Origin of the sequence: Streptomyces sp. SudanB52_2052, from assembly GCF_964272415.1 — a bacterium.
GTDB lineage: Bacteria > Actinomycetota > Actinomycetes > Streptomycetales > Streptomycetaceae > Streptomyces > Streptomyces olindensis.
On the sequence record NZ_OZ186796.1, the window covers coordinates 2,173,068 to 2,191,098 of the forward strand.

Genomic DNA, 18,031 nt, shown 5'->3' on the forward strand with positions numbered 1-18,031 from the left:
GTCGTCTCCTTGGTCGTTCAGGTGCCGGGTGCGGGCCGGCCGACGACGACCTGCCCCATCTGGATCCGCTCGCCGCGGTAGTAGACGCTGGGCCGGAGGGTCTCCAGCACCACCTCGCGGGTCAGGCCCGGTTCGTCCTGGAAGGCGAGGACTTCGAGGGACTGGCCGGGGTCGAAGGGCTCCCCGTCGTGCTCCTGGATCTCCAGGCCGCCGTCGGCGAGGGCCTGCCGGCCGGCCTGCACGTAGCGGCGCACCTGCCTCAGGTCGGCGGCGGACAGGTCGCCGGCGCGCTGGTTCAGCTTGCGCTGGGCGCGCCAGAGGCCGGTGGCGGCGGCGAGCAGCGTGCCGGCGTCGGCCCCTCGCGCACGGTCCGCGTCGGGGTCCTCGGCCGTGGCGGTCCGGACGTCGTCGAGGACGGCCGTGACCCAGTGGGTCTGTCCGGTGTCCAGGAACGGCGGCGGGACGCGGAACTCGGGCGGGTGCCGCAACTGGCCGAGCGCGGCGCGCAACCGGCCGGTCCGGTCGCCCCGGCGGGAGTGGAGGCTCATGGTCTTCTCCGTCCGTCGCGTACGCCGCCCGCCAGCCACGCCAGGAACCGCACGATGTAGCCGACGACACCGAGGACGGCGACTCCGATGAAGAGCACGGGGAGGAAGCCGTAGATCTCGACCAGGGCGGAGAGCGAGCCTCCGACGACGGCGAGCACCAGGAGGAATCCGAACCAGGGGAACCGTCTCCTGGCGCGTGCGGGGCGGCGGCCGGTGCCCGTGACGTGGTCGTAGATGGTCTCCCAGTTCTCCTTCAGTCCGTCCGAGTCGCGGTCCGGGCCGATCTCGTAGGCCTTCTCGGCGAGCCAGACCATCTCCTCGCGCCGGGAGGGGCTCGGCGGGCGGTACACGGAGACGCCGAGGAGTGCGACCGCGAGGTTGTTCAGCCCGACGGCGACGACATGGGCGATCTCGTCGTAGCGCCAGTCGGAGACGAACGGCCGGAGCGGGGCCAGGTCCTCGAAGCCGGGCACGACCCGGTCGCGCAGCAGCAGGAACGCCTCGCGGTAGTGGTGGGCCTCGCGCTCCCGCTCCGCCGTCAGCAGGTCGGCGTGGATCTTCTCGTACGCGTCCTCCACCGCGCGCTCGAACAGCTCGGAGAACAGGCCCGCGAAGGGCGGGAAGGCGGTCCAGGCCGAGCAGACCTGAGTCAGCCGGGCCGCGGTGGCCCGGTCGGCGAAGAGCTGGGGGAAGGGGGACACGAGCAGCTTGGGCAGCCCGGCCAGGAGGTCGTCGGCCGCGTCCTCGTGGAGCCGGGGATCGCCGAGCGCCCGGATGCGGTGCCGCACATGCTGCCGCAGTGCCCCGTCGGCCAGCAGGTGGCCCCAGGCGGACACCGCGTGCTCCCACAGGGACGCCCGCTGGTCGACGGGCAGTTCCACGTCCCCGGTCTCCGCGCGCAGCGCCCGGGAGTGCAACACCACGGCGCTGTCGTGCAGTTCGTGCACGTCCGCGGGGCAGCCGCAGTCCGAGTCCTGGGCGCCCCACAGCCACAGCACCTCGTCGACCATGCGTCGGCGCGGGTCCTGGAGGCCCTCGAAGGCGGCGCGCACCTCGTCCTTGCCGTAGCCGCCGGCCGGGGCCACGTCCCGGGCTCCGGGCCAGTGGTCCTCGACGGCGAGGCGTGCCTCCAGTTTCTGCCGGTGCCGTCGCACGGCCGGGCCGCTCGCCCCGGTGGGCAGGCCGGTGACGGCGAAGACGTTCCTGCGGTACAGCTGTGTGCCCGCCAGTTCCTCGAATCGGTCGAACTCCCGCACCGGCGTGGTCACATGATCACCCCCCGGCGCCAGGTCATGAGCCGTGTCAGATGCCTCTCCCGCAGCAGCGGATAGCGGCTGATGGTCTCCTCCAGCAGATCGGCGGCCTCGCCGAGCCTCCCGGGCACCCGGGAGAGTTCGGTGGCCTCCCGCACCAGCGCGTCGGCGGATGCGGCCGGCTCGGCCGGGTCCGCCGGGTCGAGGCCGGGCGACGGGTGCAGGCCGGCGGCGCGGTCGGCGACCGCCCGGGCCGTGGCGGGCCGCTCGGCCGGGTCGATCCGCAGCATGTCGGTGACCAGCCGGTCCAGTTCGGGGCCCACGTCGTCGTTGAAGGCGCGGGGCGGCTGGAGCGGCCGGGTGAACCGCTCCAGGGAGAAGGACTGCACCGGGTCGCCGCCGTCGTACGGGAAGTGCCCGGTGAGCAGGAAGTAGACGATGGTGCCGAGGGCCCAGACGTCCCCGGGGCAGCCGTAGCCCTTGCCGCGGCGCAGCACCTCGGGCGGCATGTAGGCGACCGTGCCCTGGGCGCTGGCCGCCATGGTGCCGGGGTCGGTCTCCTTGGCGAGGCCGAAGTCGCTCACCTTCACGCGCAGCCCGGTCTCGTCGTAGCCGACGAGCACGTTGGCGAGGGAGAGGTCGCGGTGGACGATCGGATGCGGGCGTTCATGGGCGACGGCGAGTCCCTCGGCGGCCTGTTGGAGCACGGCGGTCACCTCGCCGACGGGCACCACGCCCGCGTGGGAGTCCATCAGCCGCTCCAGGCTGCCGCCGGCCACGTACTCCATGGTGATGTAGCCGCGTACGCCCTCGGAGGTCTGCACGGTGCCGGCGTCGAAGACCCGGATGATGTTGGGGTGTCCCAGGGTGGACAGGATCCGGGCCTCGTCGAGCATCCGGGACGTCGCCTCCAGCGAGGCCACGTGCTTGAACAGCTTCAGCGCCTGCCAGCCGAGGATGTGGTGCCGTACCCGGTACACCTCGGCGAAGGCGCCCTCCCCCAGCCGGCGGTCCACGACGAGTGCCGAGTTGATCCGCTGCCCCTGCCGGAGCAGGGCGTTGCCGACGCCCGTCGCCGTGTCCCGCGTGCCGTCGAGCACGTGCGCACGCACCTCCCCCCACTGGTGGAACCGCCCGCGACGACGCCGGCCGGATGCGCCCGGCCGCGCCCTGCCGCGGCGCGGGCCGCCATGCTAGGGAGACCCCGCCGGGACCGGTCCCGACGCCGTCTCCAGGTTCTCCCGCACGTCCCCACCACCCGTACGACCACGCCCGGAGTCGGCCGTTCGACGGATGCCGCCGTCTCGCGCCCGGCGCGCGCCACGCGTCCGGTCCGTGATCCGCTTCACACCCGCGCGAGGGCAGGCCTGGGCCTTACAGGGCGTAAAGCGACCGAAGAATGGATATGGGTCATACGGCGAAACGCGGGGAGTGTCCGACGTGCCCGGATGGGCGCCGGACACGTCGGCTACAGGGGAAGGAGTGCGCATGGACGACCGGCCCTTGTATCTCGAACCGCGGCTGGAGCCACGGCTGAGGTCGCTCGTGGCGGCGCACGGCACACTGCACTCGCTCACCGACGCGCTCGGCTCGCCCCTGCACGTCGTGGTGCCGGACCAACTCGCCGAGAACCTGGAGCGGTTCCGGTCCGTGTACCGCGCGCACCATCTGTCGGGGCAGGTCTTCTACGCCCACAAGGCCAACCGGTCCAGCGCGCTGCTGCGCCGGCTCGCCGCCACCGACGCGGGCGTGGACGTCGCGTCGCTGGGCGAGTTGCAGCACGCGCTGGGGGCCGGTTTCACCGCCGACCGGATCACGGCCACGGGGCCGAAGAACCCCGAGTTCCTGTGGCTCGCGGCCCGTACGGGCGTCACGGTCGGCGTGGACTCCGTCGGGGAGCTGGACCAGCTCGCCGCACTCGTGCGCAAGCACGCGCTCGCCCCGGTGCGGGTGCTGCTGCGGCTGTCGGGGTTCGAGACGTCGGGGGTGAAGGTGCTGAGCCGGCGCAGCCGGTTCGGCACGCCCGTACGGGAGTTGGAGCGGCTGCTGGAGGCGGTCGAGCGGCACGGCGACGTGGTCGAGCCGGTGGGGGCGGCCTTCCACCTGGACACGACGAGCGTCACGGAGAAGGCGACCGCCCTCGAAGGCTGCCTGGCGGCTCTGGAGGCGTGCCGGAGCCGGGGGCTGCGGCCCCGGGCGGTGGACGTGGGCGGCGGGTTCGGCGTCAGCTACCTCGCCGAGCGGGAGCAGTGGGAGGCGTACACGACCGCGCTGACGGCCGCCGTGCTCGGCCGGCGCCCGCCGCTGACCTGGGGCGGGCACGGCTACGGGCTGCGCAACGAGTCCGGCACCCTGCGCGGCAGCCTCGGCCTCTACCCCGCCCACCGCTCCGTCGCCGGGGCGGCCTACCTGGACGAGCTGCTGGCCCAGCCCGCCCCCTCGCTGGGCGGCCGTCCGCTGGCCGCGCTGCTGCTGGAGCACCTGTACGACCTGTACACCGAGCCGGGCCGGGCCCTGCTGGACCAGTGCGGGCTGACGCTGGCGAGGGTGCTGGAGGTGCGCGCACAGGGGCCCGGTGAGGAACTGCTCGTCCGGCTGGCGGCGAAGGCGGACGACATCGCCCTGGAGGACCACGGCGTGCTGGTGGACCCGGTCGTCGTCCCCGCGCGGGGAGCCGGTCCCGGCGAGGGGCCCGTCGCCGTGCACCTCTTCGGCGGCCTGTGCCTGGAGACCGACCTGATCACCCGGCGCACGGTGTTCCTGCCGCGCCGCCCGGCCCCCGGCGACCTGCTGGTCTTCGCCAACACCGCCGGCTACGCCATGGACTTCCACGCCACCCGCGCCCAGCACCAGCCGGCCGCCCGCAAGGTCGCCGCCTGGCAGGACGGCGAGGAGTGGCGCTGGTGCCTGGACGACCAGTTCTGGCCGATCACGCCCTCGAGGGGAGCCCAGTGAGGTACGACAGCATCACCGAGGCGATAGGCAACACCCCTCTGGTGCGGATAGACCCAGCGGTGCACGGCCTGCGCAACATCGACCTGTACGCCAAGCTCGAAATGCTCAACCCCTTCGGCTCGGTCAAGGACCGGGCCGCGTGGAACATGGCCCGTCCCCTGCTGCCCGAGGCGGTCGAACGGGGCAGCCAGGTGGTGGAGTTGTCCAGCGGCAACACGGCGAAGGCCCTGGCGGTCGTCGCGGGCATGCACGGCCTGGGCTTCAAGAGCGTCACCAACCGGATGCGGGTCCCGGAGATCAAGGACCTCCTGCTGCTGCTCGGCGCGGAGATCGAGGAGCTCCCGGGCCAGAGCGAATGCCTGGACCCGACCGCGACGGACGACCCGCTGACGCTCTTCCACCGGACGCTGTCCGCCTCCGGCGGCGCCTATCTGCACACCGACCAGTACTTCAACCCGCGCAACACCGAGGCCCATCTCACCGGCACCGGCCCGGAGATCGTCAAGGACCTGGACGGCCGGGTCCCGGACTGGTTCGTGGCCTGCGTGGGCACGGCCGGCTCCTCCACGGGCGTGGCCCGCGCGCTGCGCGAGGAGGACCCCTCGGTACGGGTGGTCGGGCTGGTCGCGGCCAAGTCCGACTTCATCCCCGGGATCCGCACCATCGACGAGGTGCAGGAGGTCGGCCTGTTCGATCCGGAGACGTACGACACGATGGAATCGGTCGGCGCCGACGAGGCGATCGAGGGCATGCTGACCCTGAACCGCCGCTGCGGCATCCTGGGCGGGCCCACCGGAGGGGCCGCCTACTTCGGGGCCGTCCGTCATCTGCGGACGCTCGACGAGGAGTTGACCGAGCGGCGGACGGCGGTGTTCATCGTCTGCGACCGCGTCGAGAGCTATCTGAGCTACGTCCGGCAGCGGCGGCCCGACCTGCTGGGCCGGCCGCCCCGGAAGAACTCGCCGGCCGACCTCTCCGAGGCGGAGGTCGGCCGCGCCCCGTCGGTCACGGTGGCCGAGGCCCGGCACTGGATCGACACCGAGCAGCCGCTCGTGGTGGACCTGCGCAGCCCGTACGCGTACGCGGCGCTGCACATCGACGGGTCGGTCAACATCGTCGACGAGCTGTTCGCCGAGCTCGTCCAGGGCGGGCTGCCGTTCAGCCGGAGCCGACCGGTGCTGCTGGCGTGTCCCGTGGGCGAGCAGTCCGCCCGGTACGCCGCGCTGCTCACGCGGATGGGCCACCCGGACGTGCGCAGTCTCGCCGGCGGCATCATCGCCTGGCGGGACGCGGGCGCGCCCCTGGTGCGGGACTGACCGCCATGACCGCACCCGCCACCGTCGACGACCTGCACCCGTGGCAGCGGGAGCTGCGCGCCCAGTTCCCCATCGTCACCGGGCACCCCGAGCTGGCCTACCTGGACAGCGCGGCCACGGCACAGAAGCCGCGGGCCGTCCTGGACGCCGTGCAGACGTACCTCACCACGTCCAACGCCAACGCCTCGCGCGGCACGTACACCTGGGCCAACCGGACCACGGAACTGGTCGAGCGGACCCGAGAGCGCGTCGCGCGGTTCCTCGGGGACACCGAACCGGACCGCTCCGCCGTGCACTTCACCAGCGGCACGACCGAGGGGCTGCGCACGATCGCCCGCGACTGGCTGCCGGACTTCCTGCGGGACGGCGACGAGATCGTCGTGCCCGAGGCCGACCACCAGGCCAACATCGCGCCCTGGCTGGAGGCCCGGCGGCTGCTCGCCCGGCAGGGCGTGCACGTGCGGGTGGTGCCGATGCCGTACCAGAGCGGTTCCGGGGACTACGACCACCGGGCGCTGGCCGAACGGGCCGGGCCGCGCACGCGGTTCGTCGCCACCACCCATGTGCACCACGTGTACGGCGGCGACATGAACGTGCAACGGATCCGCCGGGCCGTGGGCCCGGACGCGGTGATCTGTCTGGACGCGGCCCAGAGCGTCGGCCATCTGCCGGTGTCCGTGGCCGAGTTGGACGTCGACTTCGTGGTCTTCTCCGGGCACAAGGCCCTCGCCCTGCCGGGGTCCGGGGCGGTGTGGGCCCGGCAGGAGCGGGGCCCCGCGTTCGCGCCCGGCGGGTGGAGCGGCACCCCGAACACCGTGGGCATCGCCTCCCTGGAGGCGGCCCTGGACTGGCTGGACGCCGCCGGGGTCGAGCGCATCGAGCGCTGGACGGTCGCCCTCGCCTCGCGGCTCACCGACGGGCTGCGCCGGCTGGACGCCTACGAGGTCCTCGGCTGCCCGCTCAGCCTGGCCGCCGACACGGCCGTGCAGCGGCGCCAGGGCATCGTGACGCTGCGGCACCGCGCCATCGACTCGGGCGACCTGGGCTTCATCCTGTTCAGCCACGGTTTCATGGTCCGCTCCGACCACCACTGCCAGGGCGACGCGGGCGAGAAGACCGGTTCGGTGCGGGTGAGTCTGCACGTGTACAACACCGTTGAGGAGATCGACCGGCTGCTGTCCGTTCTCGCGTCACTCACCTGACTCCCCCCACTAGGCGTAATGAGAACCGTTTCCACCTGTAGGCTCGGACGGGCAAGAGTCAGGTGCGAGACGGCGAGGTGGCGCGACCGGATGGGGCTGAGTCTGGCGACGGCGGAGCGATGGGTGGAGCGCTGGGAGCTCCAGCAGCAGCGGTACGCAGTCGACCGCGAGGAGCGGTTCACGGTGATCGCCGATGTCGTCGAACACGTCACGGCGGGGCGCGGAGCCCGGCCGCTCGTCGTCGATCTGGGCTGCGGGCCCGGCTCGCTCGCGGCCCGGCTGGTCAGGCGGCTGCCGGAGGCGGAGATCGTGGCCGTGGACCGGGACCCCCTCCTGCTGGAGCTGGGCCGGACCCACCACCCGGACGCGGCCCGTTACGTGGACGCGGAGATCGGCGCACCGGGCTGGACCGGGACGCTGGGCCTGGACCGGCCGCTGGACGCGGCCGTCTCCACGACGGCCCTGCACTACCTCGACCGCGACACCCTGCTGCGCACCTACCGGCAGCTCGCCGCGCTGCTGCGGCCCGGCGGTGTCCTCGTCAACGGCGACCACCTCCCGCAGGACGAGACGGGCCCAGCCGCGATCGCCGCCCACGTCGGGCAGCGCCGGGCCGACCGGCAGCGGGCGTTCGCCCATGAGGACTGGGGGTCCTGGTGGGCCGCGGTCGCCGACGACCCGGAACTGGCCGACCTCCTCGCCGAGCGCCGTGACCGCGAGGCCTCCCCGGACACCGGCAGCCCGGCCGAACTCCCCCTCTCCGCGCATCTGGACCTGCTCCGGCAGGCGGGCTTCCGCACGGCGGGCCCGGTCTGGCAGTACGGGGACAGCTGCGTCGTCGTGGCGGTCCGCTAGCGCGGCGTTCACCCGTGCGCCCCCGCCGGATGGCGGGGCGCGCCGGAGCCCCGGACAATACATGCAGGAATCACTATATGTTAATGTCGCCATACACTCCCCGGCTGAAGGACCGCGGGACGTCACGAGCACACGCAAGGAGCCCCACATGACCACCGCCGAGCACCTCACCCACCAGGACCACGCGCACGCCCACGGCGACAACTGCGGCCACGTCGCCTTCACCCACGGCGACCACACCGACTACGCCCACGACGGCCACATCCATCGGATGCACGAGGACCACGTCGACGAGTGCGCGAACGGCGGCCACACGGTGCACCAGAACCACGACCACCAGCACGGCGACGACTGCGGCCACCTGGCCGTCCGGCACGGCGACCACACCGACTACGTCCACGACGGCCACCGGCACGCCGCCCACGAGGGACACTGGGACGACCACTGACGGGTTCGCCGCACAACGGCGAACCGAGGTGGAAACCGTTGTCATATGCTAATGTGCGCATATGACAACGACGCCCTCTCCCCCGACGGACGACCCGGACCGGACGCTGCAGGCGGCCAGCGAGCTGCTGCGCGCCCTGGCCTCGCCCGTACGGCTGGGCATCGTGCGCGAGTTGTCCGCCGGGGGAAGGTACGTCCACGAACTGGTGACGGCCCTGGGCGTGAGCCAGCCCCTCGTCTCCCAGCACCTGAGGGTGCTGCGCACCTCCCGGATCGTCACCGCACGGCGTCAGGCCCGTGAGACGCGGTACACCCTCACCGACGACCATGTGGCGCACATCGTGCTGGACGCCATCCGGCACGCCCAGGAGTAGCCCGTCTCAGGACAGGCCGTCCCAGTGGACGACGCGGTCGCACCAGCGCTCGAGCAGCGTGCGGTCGTGGCCGACGGCCAGCAGGGCGGCGCCGGTCGCGGCACGGTAGTCCTCGACGGCCGCCACGAGAGCCGCGGCCGTCGAGGCGTCGAGCATGGCGGTCATCTCGTCGCACACCAGCATGCGGGGGCGCAGCACCAGGGCGCGGGCGAGGCAGGCGCGTTGCAGCTGGCCGTCGCTGACCTCGTGCGGCCGCCTGGTCAGCAGGTCCGGGGTGAGGCCGACCGCGGGGGCCAGCTCGGCGACCCGGTCCGGGGCGTCCTCGCCGCGGCCGGTGGCGCGCAGCGGCTCGGCGATCAGGTCGGAGAGCGGCAGCCGGGGGTCCGCCGAGAGTCTGGCCTGCTGGAAGACGACCCCGAAGGCGGTGCGCTGGTCGCGCGGGGCGCGGTGGCGCCAGTGCCGTACGGGCGCGCCGTCGAGGAGCAGGGTGCCGGAGTCGGGCCGGTGCAGCAGCGCGGCGACGCGGGCCAGGGTGGACTTGCCGCAGCCGCTCGGGCCGAGCAGGCCGACGGACTCGCCCGCCGCCACGGTCAGGGAGACGCCCCGGACGACCGGGGCGTCTCTGGTGTATCCGGCGGTGATGGAGCGCAGTTCAAGCACGGACGTCCTCCGGCACGTGCGGGTGGTGGCAGGCGACCGTGCCGGGCGGCAGCTGGGTGGCGCAGGCGTCGGTGACCCGGTCGCAGCGGGCGGCGAAGGCGCAGCCGTCGGGGAGGTCGCCGAGTTCGGGCGGCATGCCGGGGATCGGAGTGAAGGCGCGGTCGGGGAGGGCCTGGAGCAGGCCGCGGCTGTAGGGGTGGCGGGGGCCGGGCTCGCCGAAGAAGGCCGTGGCGTCGGCGAGTTCGACGATCCGGCCCGCGTACATGACCGCGATCCGGTCGGCGATGCGTGCGGCGGCGGCCAGGTCGTGGGTGATCATCAGCAGGGCCCGCCCGCCGGGGTGCGCCGTGCTCGGTTCGTCGACGTGCCGCCGGAGTTCGTCGACCGTACGGTCCACCAGGTCGCGGTCGAGTCCGGTCGTCGGCTCGTCGGCGAGCAGCAGGGGTGCGTCGCCGACCAGGGCGAGGGCGGTGGCCGCGCGCTGGGCGAGGCCTCCGGACAGCTCGTGGGGGTGGCGGTCAAGGTGGTCCGCGGGGAACGCGGCCCGTGCGGCGGCGGCCTCGGCGGCGGTGCGCAGGGCGGCGCGTGACCGGGTCGCCGTCAGTGCGGCGACGGTCTCCTCCAGTTGGGAGCGGACGGTGCGCACGGGCGTGAGGTGGGCGGCGGGGCTCTGCGGCACGAGTCCGACGAGCCGGCCCCGCACGGTGCGGGCGAGGGTCCGCTCGTCGGCGGCGAGCAGGTCCAGGTCGCCGAGCAGGGCCGAGCCGGCGGTCTGCGCGTTGCCGGGGAGCAGCCCGAGCAGGGCGGAGGCCAGCACGGACTTGCCGCAGCCGCTCTCCCCGATCAGCGCCAGGCACTCCCCGGCCGCCACGTCGAACCGGGCACCGGTGACGGCTGCGACACGCCGCCCGCCGGGCATGAGGAAGCGCACGGACAGGCCGCGCACGGACAGCACGGGGGGCAGGTGATCCATGCCGGCGCTCACAGCATCAGCTCCGATCGGTGACGGGGGTTGATCCGCTCCCGCCAGGCACCGGCGAGACCGGCGAGGGCGAGGGTCGGGACGATGAGGAACAGCCCCGGGAAGAGGGTCGGCCACCACTGGCCGGCGAGCAGCGAGCCGCGGGCGCTCTGGACCAGGGTGCCGAGGCTCGCGGTGTGTGTCGGCAGCCCGAGACCGAGGAAGGACAACGCCGACTCGTGCCACATGGCGTGCGGCACCATCAGGACGGCCGCGAGGGCCGCCTGGGGAAGCACGGCGGGCAGCAGGTGCCGTACGGCCACCCGCCACCGGGACGCCCCGCCGGACACGGCGGCGTCGACGTAGGGCCGCGACCGCAGCGACAGCACCTCGGCGCGGACGATCCGCGCGGTGGACAGCCAGTGGGTGAGCGCCACGGAGATCACCACGGGCCACACCCCGGGCCGGAACATGGCGACGATGAAGATGCCGAGCAGCAGGTGCGGCACGGACGAGAACGTGTCGACCACCCGCATCAGTGCCCGGTCGGCCCAGCCTCCCAGGGCGCCGGCCGCCGCGCCCACGGCCGTGCCGACCACGGTCGCCGCCAGCGCCGCCGCCACCCCGACGAGCAGCGAGACGCGCAGTCCGTAGACACAGCGCAGCAGCAGGTCGCGGCCGACGTCGTCGGTGCCGAAGGGATGTGCCCAGGAGGGCGGTTCCAGCTTGGCCGCGAGGTCGACGGCCTGCTGGTCGAGCTGGACCAGCGGCGGTACGAGCAGCACGGCCAGCACGGTCGCGGCCACCAGTACGGCGGAGGTGCGCACCCGCAGGGCGCGGGTGGAGCGGCGCCCGGGCCCGTGCGACCGCCACTCGCTCTCGGCCGGGGCGCCGGCGGGCGCCGGTGCGTCACATGTCACTGAGCTTCACCCTCGGGTCGAACAGTCCGTAGAGCAGGTCGGCGAGCAGGTTGCCGGCGAGGACGGCGGCGGTGGCCAGCGTCGTCAGGGCGGCGAGCAGCGGGAAGTCGACGGCGGTGGCCGCCTCGACGGTGGCCGCGGCGATGCCCGGCCAGCTGAAGACGCTCTCCACCAGCAGCGCCCCCGTGATGAGTTCGGGCACGCGGGAGCCGATGAGCGTGAGCACCGGCAGCAGTCCGGAGCGCAGGGCGTGCCCCAGCAGGACGGTGCGTTCGCTCAGGCCGCGCGCACGGGCCCCACGGACGGGGTCCTCGGCGAGGGCGTCGCCCACGCCCTGGCGGACGTACAGCGTGAACCACGGCAGCTGGGAGACCGCCAGGACCCCGGCGGGCAGCACGAGGTGGCTGGTGACCTGCCCGAACGTGACGTGTTCGCTGCCGGTGTCGGTGAGGCCGCCGGCCGGCAGGACGTCCCACTGGAGGGCGAACAGCCAGACGGCGAGCAGCGCGATCCAGAAGACCGGGGCCGCCTCCAGGGTGTAGGCGAGGGAGGTGACGGCCCGGTCGACGGCCGAGCCGGGGCGGCGGGCGGCGAGCACGCCGAGCAGCGTGCCCAGCAGCACGGCGACGGCGAAGGCGACCGCGCACAGCAGCGCGGACCACACGAGCCGTTCGCCGATCACCTGCGCGACCGGCTGCCGCAGCACGCTGGAGTGGCCGAGGTCGCCGGTGAGCGCGGAGGTCAGCCAGTCCCACCAGCGGACGGCGAACGGCCGGTCCACGCCGAGGTTCTCGCGCAGCCGGTCCAGGGTCTCCTGGTCGGCGCCGAGCGCGGCGGTGCCGGCGTAGGCCTTGACGGGGTCGAAGGGGGAGGCGGCGGCGATGGCGAACACGCCGAAGGTGACGACGAGCAGGACGGGCACGGCGAACAGGGCCCGCCGCCCCGCCAGCCGTGCCATCGCTCCCCAGGGCGGGCGGGTCACTTCTTGGGCTGCCAGTCCTCGATGTTCCACCAGGGGCCGCTGGCGAAGCCGTGCTCGTGCGGCTCCAGCTGGGTGGTCAGGCCGTCCCAGCGGTCGGCCAGCACGTAGAGGTGGTCGATGTGGGTGAGGAAGGTGTAGCCGGGGTTCTTCACCAGGGCGCGCTGCACCGTGTCGTAGGCGGCCTTGCGGGCGGCCGTGTCCTGGCTGCGGCGGCCCTCGTCGAGGGCGCGGTCGACGGCCGGGTCGGCGTAGCGGGCCATGTTGTTGAAGCCGTCGCCGGCGAGGGAGGAGTGCAGCAGGGTGTAGAGGCCGAAGTCGGGGTCGCCGGTGCTGCCGAAGCCGGCGAGGACGGCGGTGTCCTTCATGCGCGGCTCGATGACCTCCCAGGTGGCGCTCTCCACCTTCACCTCGATGCCGGCCTTCTTGACGTCGGAGGCGTAGGCGAGGGCGTGGTCCTGGCGGACCTTGTCACCGGAGGGGTAGAGGAGGCTGAAGGAGGCGCGCTGTCCGTCCTTGGCGCGGATGCCGTCCTTGCCGGGCTTCCAGCCGGCCTCGTCCAGGATCCTGCCGGCCTCGGCGAGGTCCTTGCCGCGTTCGATGCCCCTCGTGAAGGCCGGGTCGTCGACGGGCAGCGGCCCGTAGGCCGGGCGGCCCGCGCCGTCGAGGATCTTGTCGACCATGGCTTCGCGGTCCACGGCGGCGTCCAGTGCCCGGCGGACGGCGCGGTCGCCGGTGACCTGGTGCGCGGTGGGGAGGGTGACGGCCCGGAAGTCGTAGGACCGGGCCTCGTGGGTGCGCTTGGCGTCGTCGCGCCGGAACGTGGCGGCGAGGTTGGGCGGCAGGACCGCGCCGTCGAGGTCGCCGGAGCGCAGCCGGGTCGCGCGGACGTCGTCGTCGGCGATGACCGCCATGGTGAAGGCCTTCACCTTCGGCTCGCCGCCCCAGTACCGGGGGTTGGCCTTGAAGGTGAGCTTCTCGCCCTTGCTCCAGCCGCTGAGGACGTACGGCCCGGTGCCGACCGGCTTGGTGTTGAAGGAGCCGGTGTTGGGGTCCTGCTCGGCCGCGACGTGCTCGGGGACGATGGGCAGGACCGTGCGGGCGGCGAAGGGGGCGTAGGGGTACTTGAGGGTGAAGACGACCTTGTCGTCGCCGCTCGCCCGGACCTCCTTCACGGCGTCCAGCTCGCTCTTGAAGGTGTTGTTGGTCTTCGGGTCGAGCACGGTCCGGTACGTGTAGACGACGTCGGCGGCCGTGAGGGGCTCGCCGTCGCTGAACTCGACGCCGTCGCGCAGGGTGTAGGTGTACGTGCGGCCGCCGTCGGTGATCTCGGGCAGCGCGGCCGCCAGCGCCGGCTTCAGCTTCAGGTCGGCGTCGCGGGCGAGCAGCCCGTCGAAGATCTTGGAGTTGCCGTCCTTGCCGTAGCCGAGCAGCGGGCTGAGGGTGTCGGGCTCGGAGGCCACCCCGATCACCACGGAGGCGGCGGACTTGGCGTCGCCCGACCCGCCGCTGCCGGGAGCGGAGCAGGCGGTGACCGCCGCGGCCAGCGCCGCCGTGGCGGCGGCCCCTCGTATCCGACGGGTCGACATGTGACCTCACACCCTTGTTGCTGTAGTCAGGTTGTTGCACAGACCTCGCAATTAAACAGTCAAGGAGGAGGGTCGCGCACCATCGCGGTGTGAAAAGCCCAGGTCGTCGGGTCGGCCGGGACCGGCGGGCGGCCGGATTCGACCTGCCCGCCGGTCCGTTGACGGCCCTGGCTCAGCTCTGCACCAGGGTGATCTCCTGCACCGAGGTGGCGTGGAAGCTGGGCAGCGGCAGGCCGCTGGAGGTGCGCAGCTCCATGAGGGTGGCCTCGACGTGGGCGGCGCCGGGCGTGAGCGCGCCGGACATGGGGCGGCCCGTGTTCACCCAGCGGTGCACCGCGCCGTCGCACACGGCACGGGTGCCGCCGATGCCGTAGCGGGTGGTGGAGACGCCCTGGCTCACGGAGGAGCTGACGAAGACGGGGCCGCTGGAGCCGACGCAGCGGTAGGTGCCGGACAGGGTGACGGTGCCGTCGGCGGCGATCCGGCCCACCGCGTCGACCGTCACGGACTCGGAGGGGGCGAGGACGGACGCGGCGGCGGGCGTCGCCCCGGCGCCGGTCAGGAACAGCAGCGCGGCACCGGCCGCCGCGCCGAGAAGGGGACGTACACGCATGAGGGGAACCTCCCGGGAGGAGTGAAAATGGCGTTTCCACTCGTACCGGCCCTCCGGGCCGCCGCCCGTGATCCTCACCCCTTCGGTGGCGAGTCCACCGCCCTCCTCACGGCAGCACGGCGAACCCGTCCAGTTCCACCAGCGCCTCCTCGTCCCACAGCCGGACCACCTGGACGACCGCCATGGCCGGGTAGTCGCGGCCGGCCAGTGAGCGCCATCGGCGGCCCAGTTCCCGGGCGTGGGCGCGGTACGCGGCGATGTCCGTGGCGTAGACGGTGACGCGGGCCAGGTCGGCCGGGGTGCCGCCGGCGGCCGTGAGGGCGGCCAGCAGGTTGGCGAGGGCCCGCTCGAACTGCTCGGGCAGGGTCCGCCCCACCACCTTGCCGTCGGCGTCGAGGGCGGTCTGTCCCGCCAGGAACACCACGCGGGAGCCGGAGACGACCACGGCGTGGGAGAAGCCGGCGGGCGGGGACAGGTCGGGCGGGTTGACGCGTTCGGGGGTCACCGTGCCTCCTGCCGGGCGTACAACTCCTTGGCGATGATGCCGCGTTGGACCTCGCTGGCGCCCTCGTAGATGCGGGGGGCGCGCACCTCGCGGTAGAGGTGCTCGAGCAGGTGGCCGCGGCGCAGCGCCCGGGCGCCGTGCAACTGGACGGCCGTGTCGACGACGTACTGGGCGGTCTCGGTGGCGAGCAGTTTCGCCATGGCGGAGCGCCGGGGGACGTCCGGTGCGCCCGCGTCGTACGCCGTGGCCGCCGCGTACACCATCAGGCGGGCCGCCTCCGTGCGCAGAGCCATCTCGGCGACCTGATGGGAGACGGCCTGGAGGTCCCGCAGTGTGCCGCCGAAGGCGTCGCGGCGGGCGGTGTGGGCGAGGGTCGCGTCGAGGGCCGCCTGCGCCATGCCGACGGCGAAGGCGCCGACGCTGGGCCGGAACAGAGTGAGCGTCCCCATGGCGACCCGGAAGCCGCGGTCGACCTCGCCGAGCACGTCGTCGGCCGTCACCGGTACGCCGTCGAAGTCGAGTGCGCCGATGGGGTGCGGCGAGAGCATGTCGAGCCCGCGTCCGGTCAGTCCCGGGCGGTCGGCGGGCAGGAGGAACGCCGTGACCCCGCGGGCGCCGGCACCGGGGGTGGTGCGCGCGAAGACGGTGTAGAAGTCCGCCTCGGGGGCGTTGGAGATCCAGCACTTCTCGCCGGAGAGGCGCCAGCGGGCGGGGCCGTCGGGGTGGGCGGTCAGTTCCAGCGCCGCCGCGTCCGAGCCCGCCCCGGGCTCGCTCAGGGCGAAGGCCGCGACGGCCGTGCCGTCGGCCACCCCCGGGAGCCAGCGGGCCCGTTGGGCCTCGGTGCCGTGCGTGTGGACCGGGTGGGCGCCGAGGCCCTGGAGGGCGAGGGCCGTCTCGGCCTCCGTGCAGCTGTACGCGAGGGACTCGCGCATCAGGCACAGGTCCAGCGCACCCGAGGTGAACAGGCGTGCGAGCAGCCCCAGTCGGCCGAGTTCGGCGACCAGGGCCCGGTTCACCCGCCCGGACTCGCCCTTCTCGGCCAACGGGCGCAACCGCTCCGCGGCCAGCGTGCGCAGCTCGGCGCACCAGGCGAGTTGTGCCGGTTCGAGCGAGAATGCGGTCATCGCCGGTCCCTTCTCCGCCGCCCTGCTTCCGGCCGGGCCACTCCGAGGCTATCGCGGACCGTTGACTGTCGTCATCAACACGATACGCTCCAGGGGCGAGCCCACCACGCCAAGGGGGCGAACCGTATGAATCCACGGGGCACGGCCCACGTCGACACCTTCGCCCGCGACCAGCTGCCACCTCCGGCCCAATGGCCCGAGCTCCGTTTCGACCTGCCGGAGCTGCGCTACCCCGAACGGCTCAACTGCGCCGCCGAACTGCTCGGCGGCCCGCCCGACGACCGCCCGGCGTTCCTCACCCCCGCCGGCGAGCCGTGGACGTACGGCGACCTGCGCGCCCGGGTGGACCGCGTCGCGCACCTGCTCACCGGCGAACTCGGCGTGGTCCCCGGCAACCGGGTGCTGCTGCGCGGCCCCACCACACCGTGGCTCGCGGCCTGCTGGCTGGCCGTGCTGAAGGCGGGCGCCGTCGCGGTCACCGTGCTCGCCCAGCAGCGTCCGCACGAGCTGAGCACCATGTGCGAGATCGCCCGGGTGCGGCACGCGCTGTGCGACATCCGCGCCGTCGACGACCTCGCCAAGGCCGAGATCCCGGACCTGCGGATCACGACCTACGGCGGGGACGCGCCGGACGACCTCCTCAACCGCCCGGCACCCCGGGCCCCGTTCGAGGCCGTCGCGACCGCGGCCGACGACGTGGCCCTGATCGCCTTCACCTCCGGCACCACCGGCCGGCCCAAGGGCTGCATGCACTTCCACCGGGACGTCCTCGCCATCGCCGACACCTTCTCCCGGCACGTCCTGCGGCCCCGCGCCGACGACGTCTTCACGGGCAGCCCCCCGCTCGGCTTCACCTTCGGCCTCGGCGGGCTGGTCGTCTTCCCGCTGCGCGCCGGGGCGAGCGCGCTGCTGCTGGAGCAGGCGGGACCGCGACAGCTGCTGCCGGCCATCGCCCGGCACCGGGTCTCCGTGCTGTTCACCGCCCCCACCGCCTACCGCGCGATGCTCGACGACCTCGACGGCCACGACGTCTCGTCCCTGCGGCGCTGCGTCTCGGCCGGGGAGAACCTGCCCGCGGCCACCTGGCAGGCCTGGCACGAGCGCACGGGCCTGCGCGTCATCAACGGCATCGGCGCCACCGAGCTGCTGCACATCTTCATCTCCGCCGCGGACGACCGGATCAGGCCCGGGACGACGGGCGTGCCCGTACCGGGCTGGCAGGCGCGCGTGCAGGACGAGGACGGCGAGCCCGTGCCCGACGGACAGCCGGGACTGCTGGCGGTGCGCGGACCGGTCGGCTGCCGCTACCTCGCCGACCCGCGGCAGCGGGAGTACGTGCGGGGCGGCTGGAACATCACCGGCGACACCTACGTCCGCGAACCCGACGGCTACTTCCGCTACGTCGCCCGCGCCGACGACATGATCATCTCGGCCGGGTACAACATCGCGGGCCCCGAGGTCGAGGACGCGCTGCTGCGTCACCCGGACGTGGTGGAAGCGGCGGTCGTCGGGCAGCCCGACGAGGCACGCGGCCAGCTCGTGGTCGCCTTCGCCGTCCTGAAGGAGGGCGCCGAACGGGACGCCGGGGCGCTGCGCGCCTTCGTCAAGACGGAACTCGCGCCGTACAAGTGCCCCCGCGAGATCGTCTTCCTCGACGCGCTGCCGCGCACGGCCACCGGCAAGCTCCAGCGGTTCCGACTCCGCACCGCGGGCGGCCGGGACTGATCCGC

At 73.7% G+C, this 18,031-nt stretch carries 18 protein-coding genes; 7 read left to right on the forward strand and 11 right to left on the reverse strand.

The window, feature by feature from the left end; translation table 11 throughout:
• Positions 1-17 precede the first annotated feature (17 nt).
• Genes ACSUPV_RS09560 through ACSUPV_RS09570 form a run of 3 tightly spaced genes read right to left on the reverse strand, consistent with a single transcriptional unit; the run spans position 18 to position 2,901 of the window.
• Positions 18-548: a hypothetical protein gene (locus tag ACSUPV_RS09560; RefSeq protein WP_031119051.1), complete on the reverse strand. Its 531-nt coding sequence runs from the start codon at positions 546-548 to the stop codon at positions 18-20.
• Positions 545-1,816 carry a hypothetical protein gene (locus ACSUPV_RS09565; protein ID WP_051851478.1) on the reverse strand — a complete coding sequence of 424 codons (1,272 nt, stop codon included), beginning with the start codon at positions 1,814-1,816 and terminating at the stop codon, positions 545-547. Before ACSUPV_RS09565 ends, ACSUPV_RS09560 begins: the two co-directional genes overlap by 4 nt.
• Positions 1,813-2,901 (reverse strand): serine/threonine-protein kinase, encoded by a 1,089-nt coding sequence (locus tag ACSUPV_RS09570; protein WP_382610692.1) that lies wholly within the window; start codon positions 2,899-2,901, stop codon positions 1,813-1,815. The genes ACSUPV_RS09565 and ACSUPV_RS09570 overlap by 4 nt, the downstream gene beginning before the upstream one ends.
• Positions 2,902-3,289: 388 nt before the next feature.
• On the opposite strand from ACSUPV_RS09570, the gene ACSUPV_RS09575 reads away from it, so the two are divergent.
• The 6 genes from ACSUPV_RS09575 to ACSUPV_RS09600 all read left to right on the forward strand — a co-directional run bounded on the left by ACSUPV_RS09575 (position 3,290) and on the right by ACSUPV_RS09600 (position 8,950).
• Positions 3,290-4,756 carry a Y4yA family PLP-dependent enzyme gene (locus ACSUPV_RS09575; protein ID WP_037767214.1) on the forward strand — a complete coding sequence of 489 codons (1,467 nt, stop codon included), beginning with the start codon at positions 3,290-3,292 and terminating at the stop codon, positions 4,754-4,756.
• The gene (locus ACSUPV_RS09580; protein ID WP_031119046.1) at positions 4,753-6,072 is read left to right on the forward strand and encodes a pyridoxal-phosphate dependent enzyme; all 1,320 of its coding nucleotides are present in this window, start codon (positions 4,753-4,755) and stop codon (positions 6,070-6,072) included. The genes ACSUPV_RS09575 and ACSUPV_RS09580 overlap by 4 nt, the downstream gene beginning before the upstream one ends.
• A gap of 5 nt (positions 6,073-6,077) precedes the next feature.
• Positions 6,078-7,274, forward strand: coding sequence for an aminotransferase class V-fold PLP-dependent enzyme (locus ACSUPV_RS09585; protein ID WP_031119045.1), 1,197 nt, complete (start codon positions 6,078-6,080; stop codon positions 7,272-7,274).
• A gap of 90 nt (positions 7,275-7,364) precedes the next feature.
• Positions 7,365-8,129: a class I SAM-dependent methyltransferase gene (locus ACSUPV_RS09590; protein ID WP_382610697.1), complete on the forward strand. Its 765-nt coding sequence runs from the start codon at positions 7,365-7,367 to the stop codon at positions 8,127-8,129.
• A gap of 148 nt (positions 8,130-8,277) precedes the next feature.
• Entirely contained in the window at positions 8,278-8,577 is a 300-nt protein-coding gene (locus ACSUPV_RS09595; RefSeq protein WP_436947300.1) for a hypothetical protein, read from the forward strand.
• A 61-nt stretch (positions 8,578-8,638) separates the two neighbouring features.
• On the forward strand, positions 8,639-8,950 hold the full coding sequence (locus ACSUPV_RS09600; protein WP_031119042.1) for an ArsR/SmtB family transcription factor: 312 nt from the start codon (positions 8,639-8,641) through the stop codon (positions 8,948-8,950).
• Between the two features lie 6 nt (positions 8,951-8,956).
• Here the strand turns inward: ACSUPV_RS09600 and ACSUPV_RS09605 are convergent, their stop codons facing one another.
• The 8 genes from ACSUPV_RS09605 to ACSUPV_RS09640 form a co-directional block, all read right to left on the reverse strand.
• On the reverse strand, positions 8,957-9,610 hold the full coding sequence (locus ACSUPV_RS09605; protein WP_037767234.1) for an ABC transporter ATP-binding protein: 654 nt from the start codon (positions 9,608-9,610) through the stop codon (positions 8,957-8,959).
• Positions 9,603-10,583 (reverse strand): oligopeptide/dipeptide ABC transporter ATP-binding protein, encoded by a 981-nt coding sequence (locus ACSUPV_RS09610; protein ID WP_436947301.1) that lies wholly within the window; start codon positions 10,581-10,583, stop codon positions 9,603-9,605. Before ACSUPV_RS09610 ends, ACSUPV_RS09605 begins: the two co-directional genes overlap by 8 nt.
• A gap of 8 nt (positions 10,584-10,591) precedes the next feature.
• A complete protein-coding gene (locus tag ACSUPV_RS09615) occupies positions 10,592-11,491 on the reverse strand; it encodes an ABC transporter permease (protein ID WP_436947302.1) in 900 nt (299 codons plus the stop codon).
• Positions 11,481-12,449: an ABC transporter permease gene (locus tag ACSUPV_RS09620; protein ID WP_037767241.1), complete on the reverse strand. Its 969-nt coding sequence runs from the start codon at positions 12,447-12,449 to the stop codon at positions 11,481-11,483. Before ACSUPV_RS09620 ends, ACSUPV_RS09615 begins: the two co-directional genes overlap by 11 nt.
• A gap of 20 nt (positions 12,450-12,469) precedes the next feature.
• On the reverse strand, positions 12,470-14,059 hold the full coding sequence (locus ACSUPV_RS09625; RefSeq protein ID WP_359792752.1) for an ABC transporter substrate-binding protein: 1,590 nt from the start codon (positions 14,057-14,059) through the stop codon (positions 12,470-12,472).
• A 172-nt stretch (positions 14,060-14,231) separates the two neighbouring features.
• Positions 14,232-14,672, reverse strand: a complete 441-nt coding sequence (locus ACSUPV_RS09630) for a DUF6299 family protein (RefSeq protein WP_436947303.1) — start codon at positions 14,670-14,672, stop codon at positions 14,232-14,234.
• A gap of 106 nt (positions 14,673-14,778) precedes the next feature.
• The gene (locus ACSUPV_RS09635) at positions 14,779-15,177 is read right to left on the reverse strand and encodes a RidA family protein (protein WP_031119033.1); all 399 of its coding nucleotides are present in this window, start codon (positions 15,175-15,177) and stop codon (positions 14,779-14,781) included.
• Entirely contained in the window at positions 15,174-16,301 is a 1,128-nt protein-coding gene (locus tag ACSUPV_RS09640) for an acyl-CoA dehydrogenase family protein (RefSeq protein WP_436947304.1), read from the reverse strand. Before ACSUPV_RS09640 ends, ACSUPV_RS09635 begins: the two co-directional genes overlap by 4 nt.
• 126 nt (positions 16,302-16,427) lie before the next feature.
• Between ACSUPV_RS09640 and ACSUPV_RS09645 the strand changes: the two genes are divergently transcribed.
• Positions 16,428-18,026 carry an AMP-binding protein gene (locus tag ACSUPV_RS09645; RefSeq protein ID WP_359792761.1) on the forward strand — a complete coding sequence of 533 codons (1,599 nt, stop codon included), beginning with the start codon at positions 16,428-16,430 and terminating at the stop codon, positions 18,024-18,026.
• The last annotated feature ends 5 nt before the right edge of the window (positions 18,027-18,031 follow it).

Bases quoted from the DNA above. Each gene is read 5' to 3' on its own strand.
- ACSUPV_RS09595 (WP_436947300.1), top strand. From the start codon at position 8,278: ATGACCACCGCCGAGCACCTCACCCACCAGGACCACGCGCACGCCCAC.
- ACSUPV_RS09600 (WP_031119042.1), top strand. From the start codon at position 8,639: ATGACAACGACGCCCTCTCCCCCGACGGACGACCCGGACCGGACGCTG.
- ACSUPV_RS09640 (WP_436947304.1), bottom strand. From the start codon at position 16,301: ATGACCGCATTCTCGCTCGAACCGGCACAACTCGCCTGGTGCGCCGAG.
- ACSUPV_RS09620 (WP_037767241.1), bottom strand. From the start codon at position 12,449: ATGGCACGGCTGGCGGGGCGGCGGGCCCTGTTCGCCGTGCCCGTCCTG.
- ACSUPV_RS09645 (WP_359792761.1), top strand. From the start codon at position 16,428: ATGAATCCACGGGGCACGGCCCACGTCGACACCTTCGCCCGCGACCAG.
- ACSUPV_RS09610 (WP_436947301.1), bottom strand. From the start codon at position 10,583: ATGGATCACCTGCCCCCCGTGCTGTCCGTGCGCGGCCTGTCCGTGCGC.
- ACSUPV_RS09575 (WP_037767214.1), top strand. From the start codon at position 3,290: ATGGACGACCGGCCCTTGTATCTCGAACCGCGGCTGGAGCCACGGCTG.
- ACSUPV_RS09625 (WP_359792752.1), bottom strand. From the start codon at position 14,059: ATGTCGACCCGTCGGATACGAGGGGCCGCCGCCACGGCGGCGCTGGCC.
- ACSUPV_RS09560 (WP_031119051.1), bottom strand. From the start codon at position 548: ATGAGCCTCCACTCCCGCCGGGGCGACCGGACCGGCCGGTTGCGCGCC.
- ACSUPV_RS09585 (WP_031119045.1), top strand. From the start codon at position 6,078: ATGACCGCACCCGCCACCGTCGACGACCTGCACCCGTGGCAGCGGGAG.
- ACSUPV_RS09630 (WP_436947303.1), bottom strand. From the start codon at position 14,672: ATGCGTGTACGTCCCCTTCTCGGCGCGGCGGCCGGTGCCGCGCTGCTG.
- ACSUPV_RS09590 (WP_382610697.1), top strand. From the start codon at position 7,365: ATGGGGCTGAGTCTGGCGACGGCGGAGCGATGGGTGGAGCGCTGGGAG.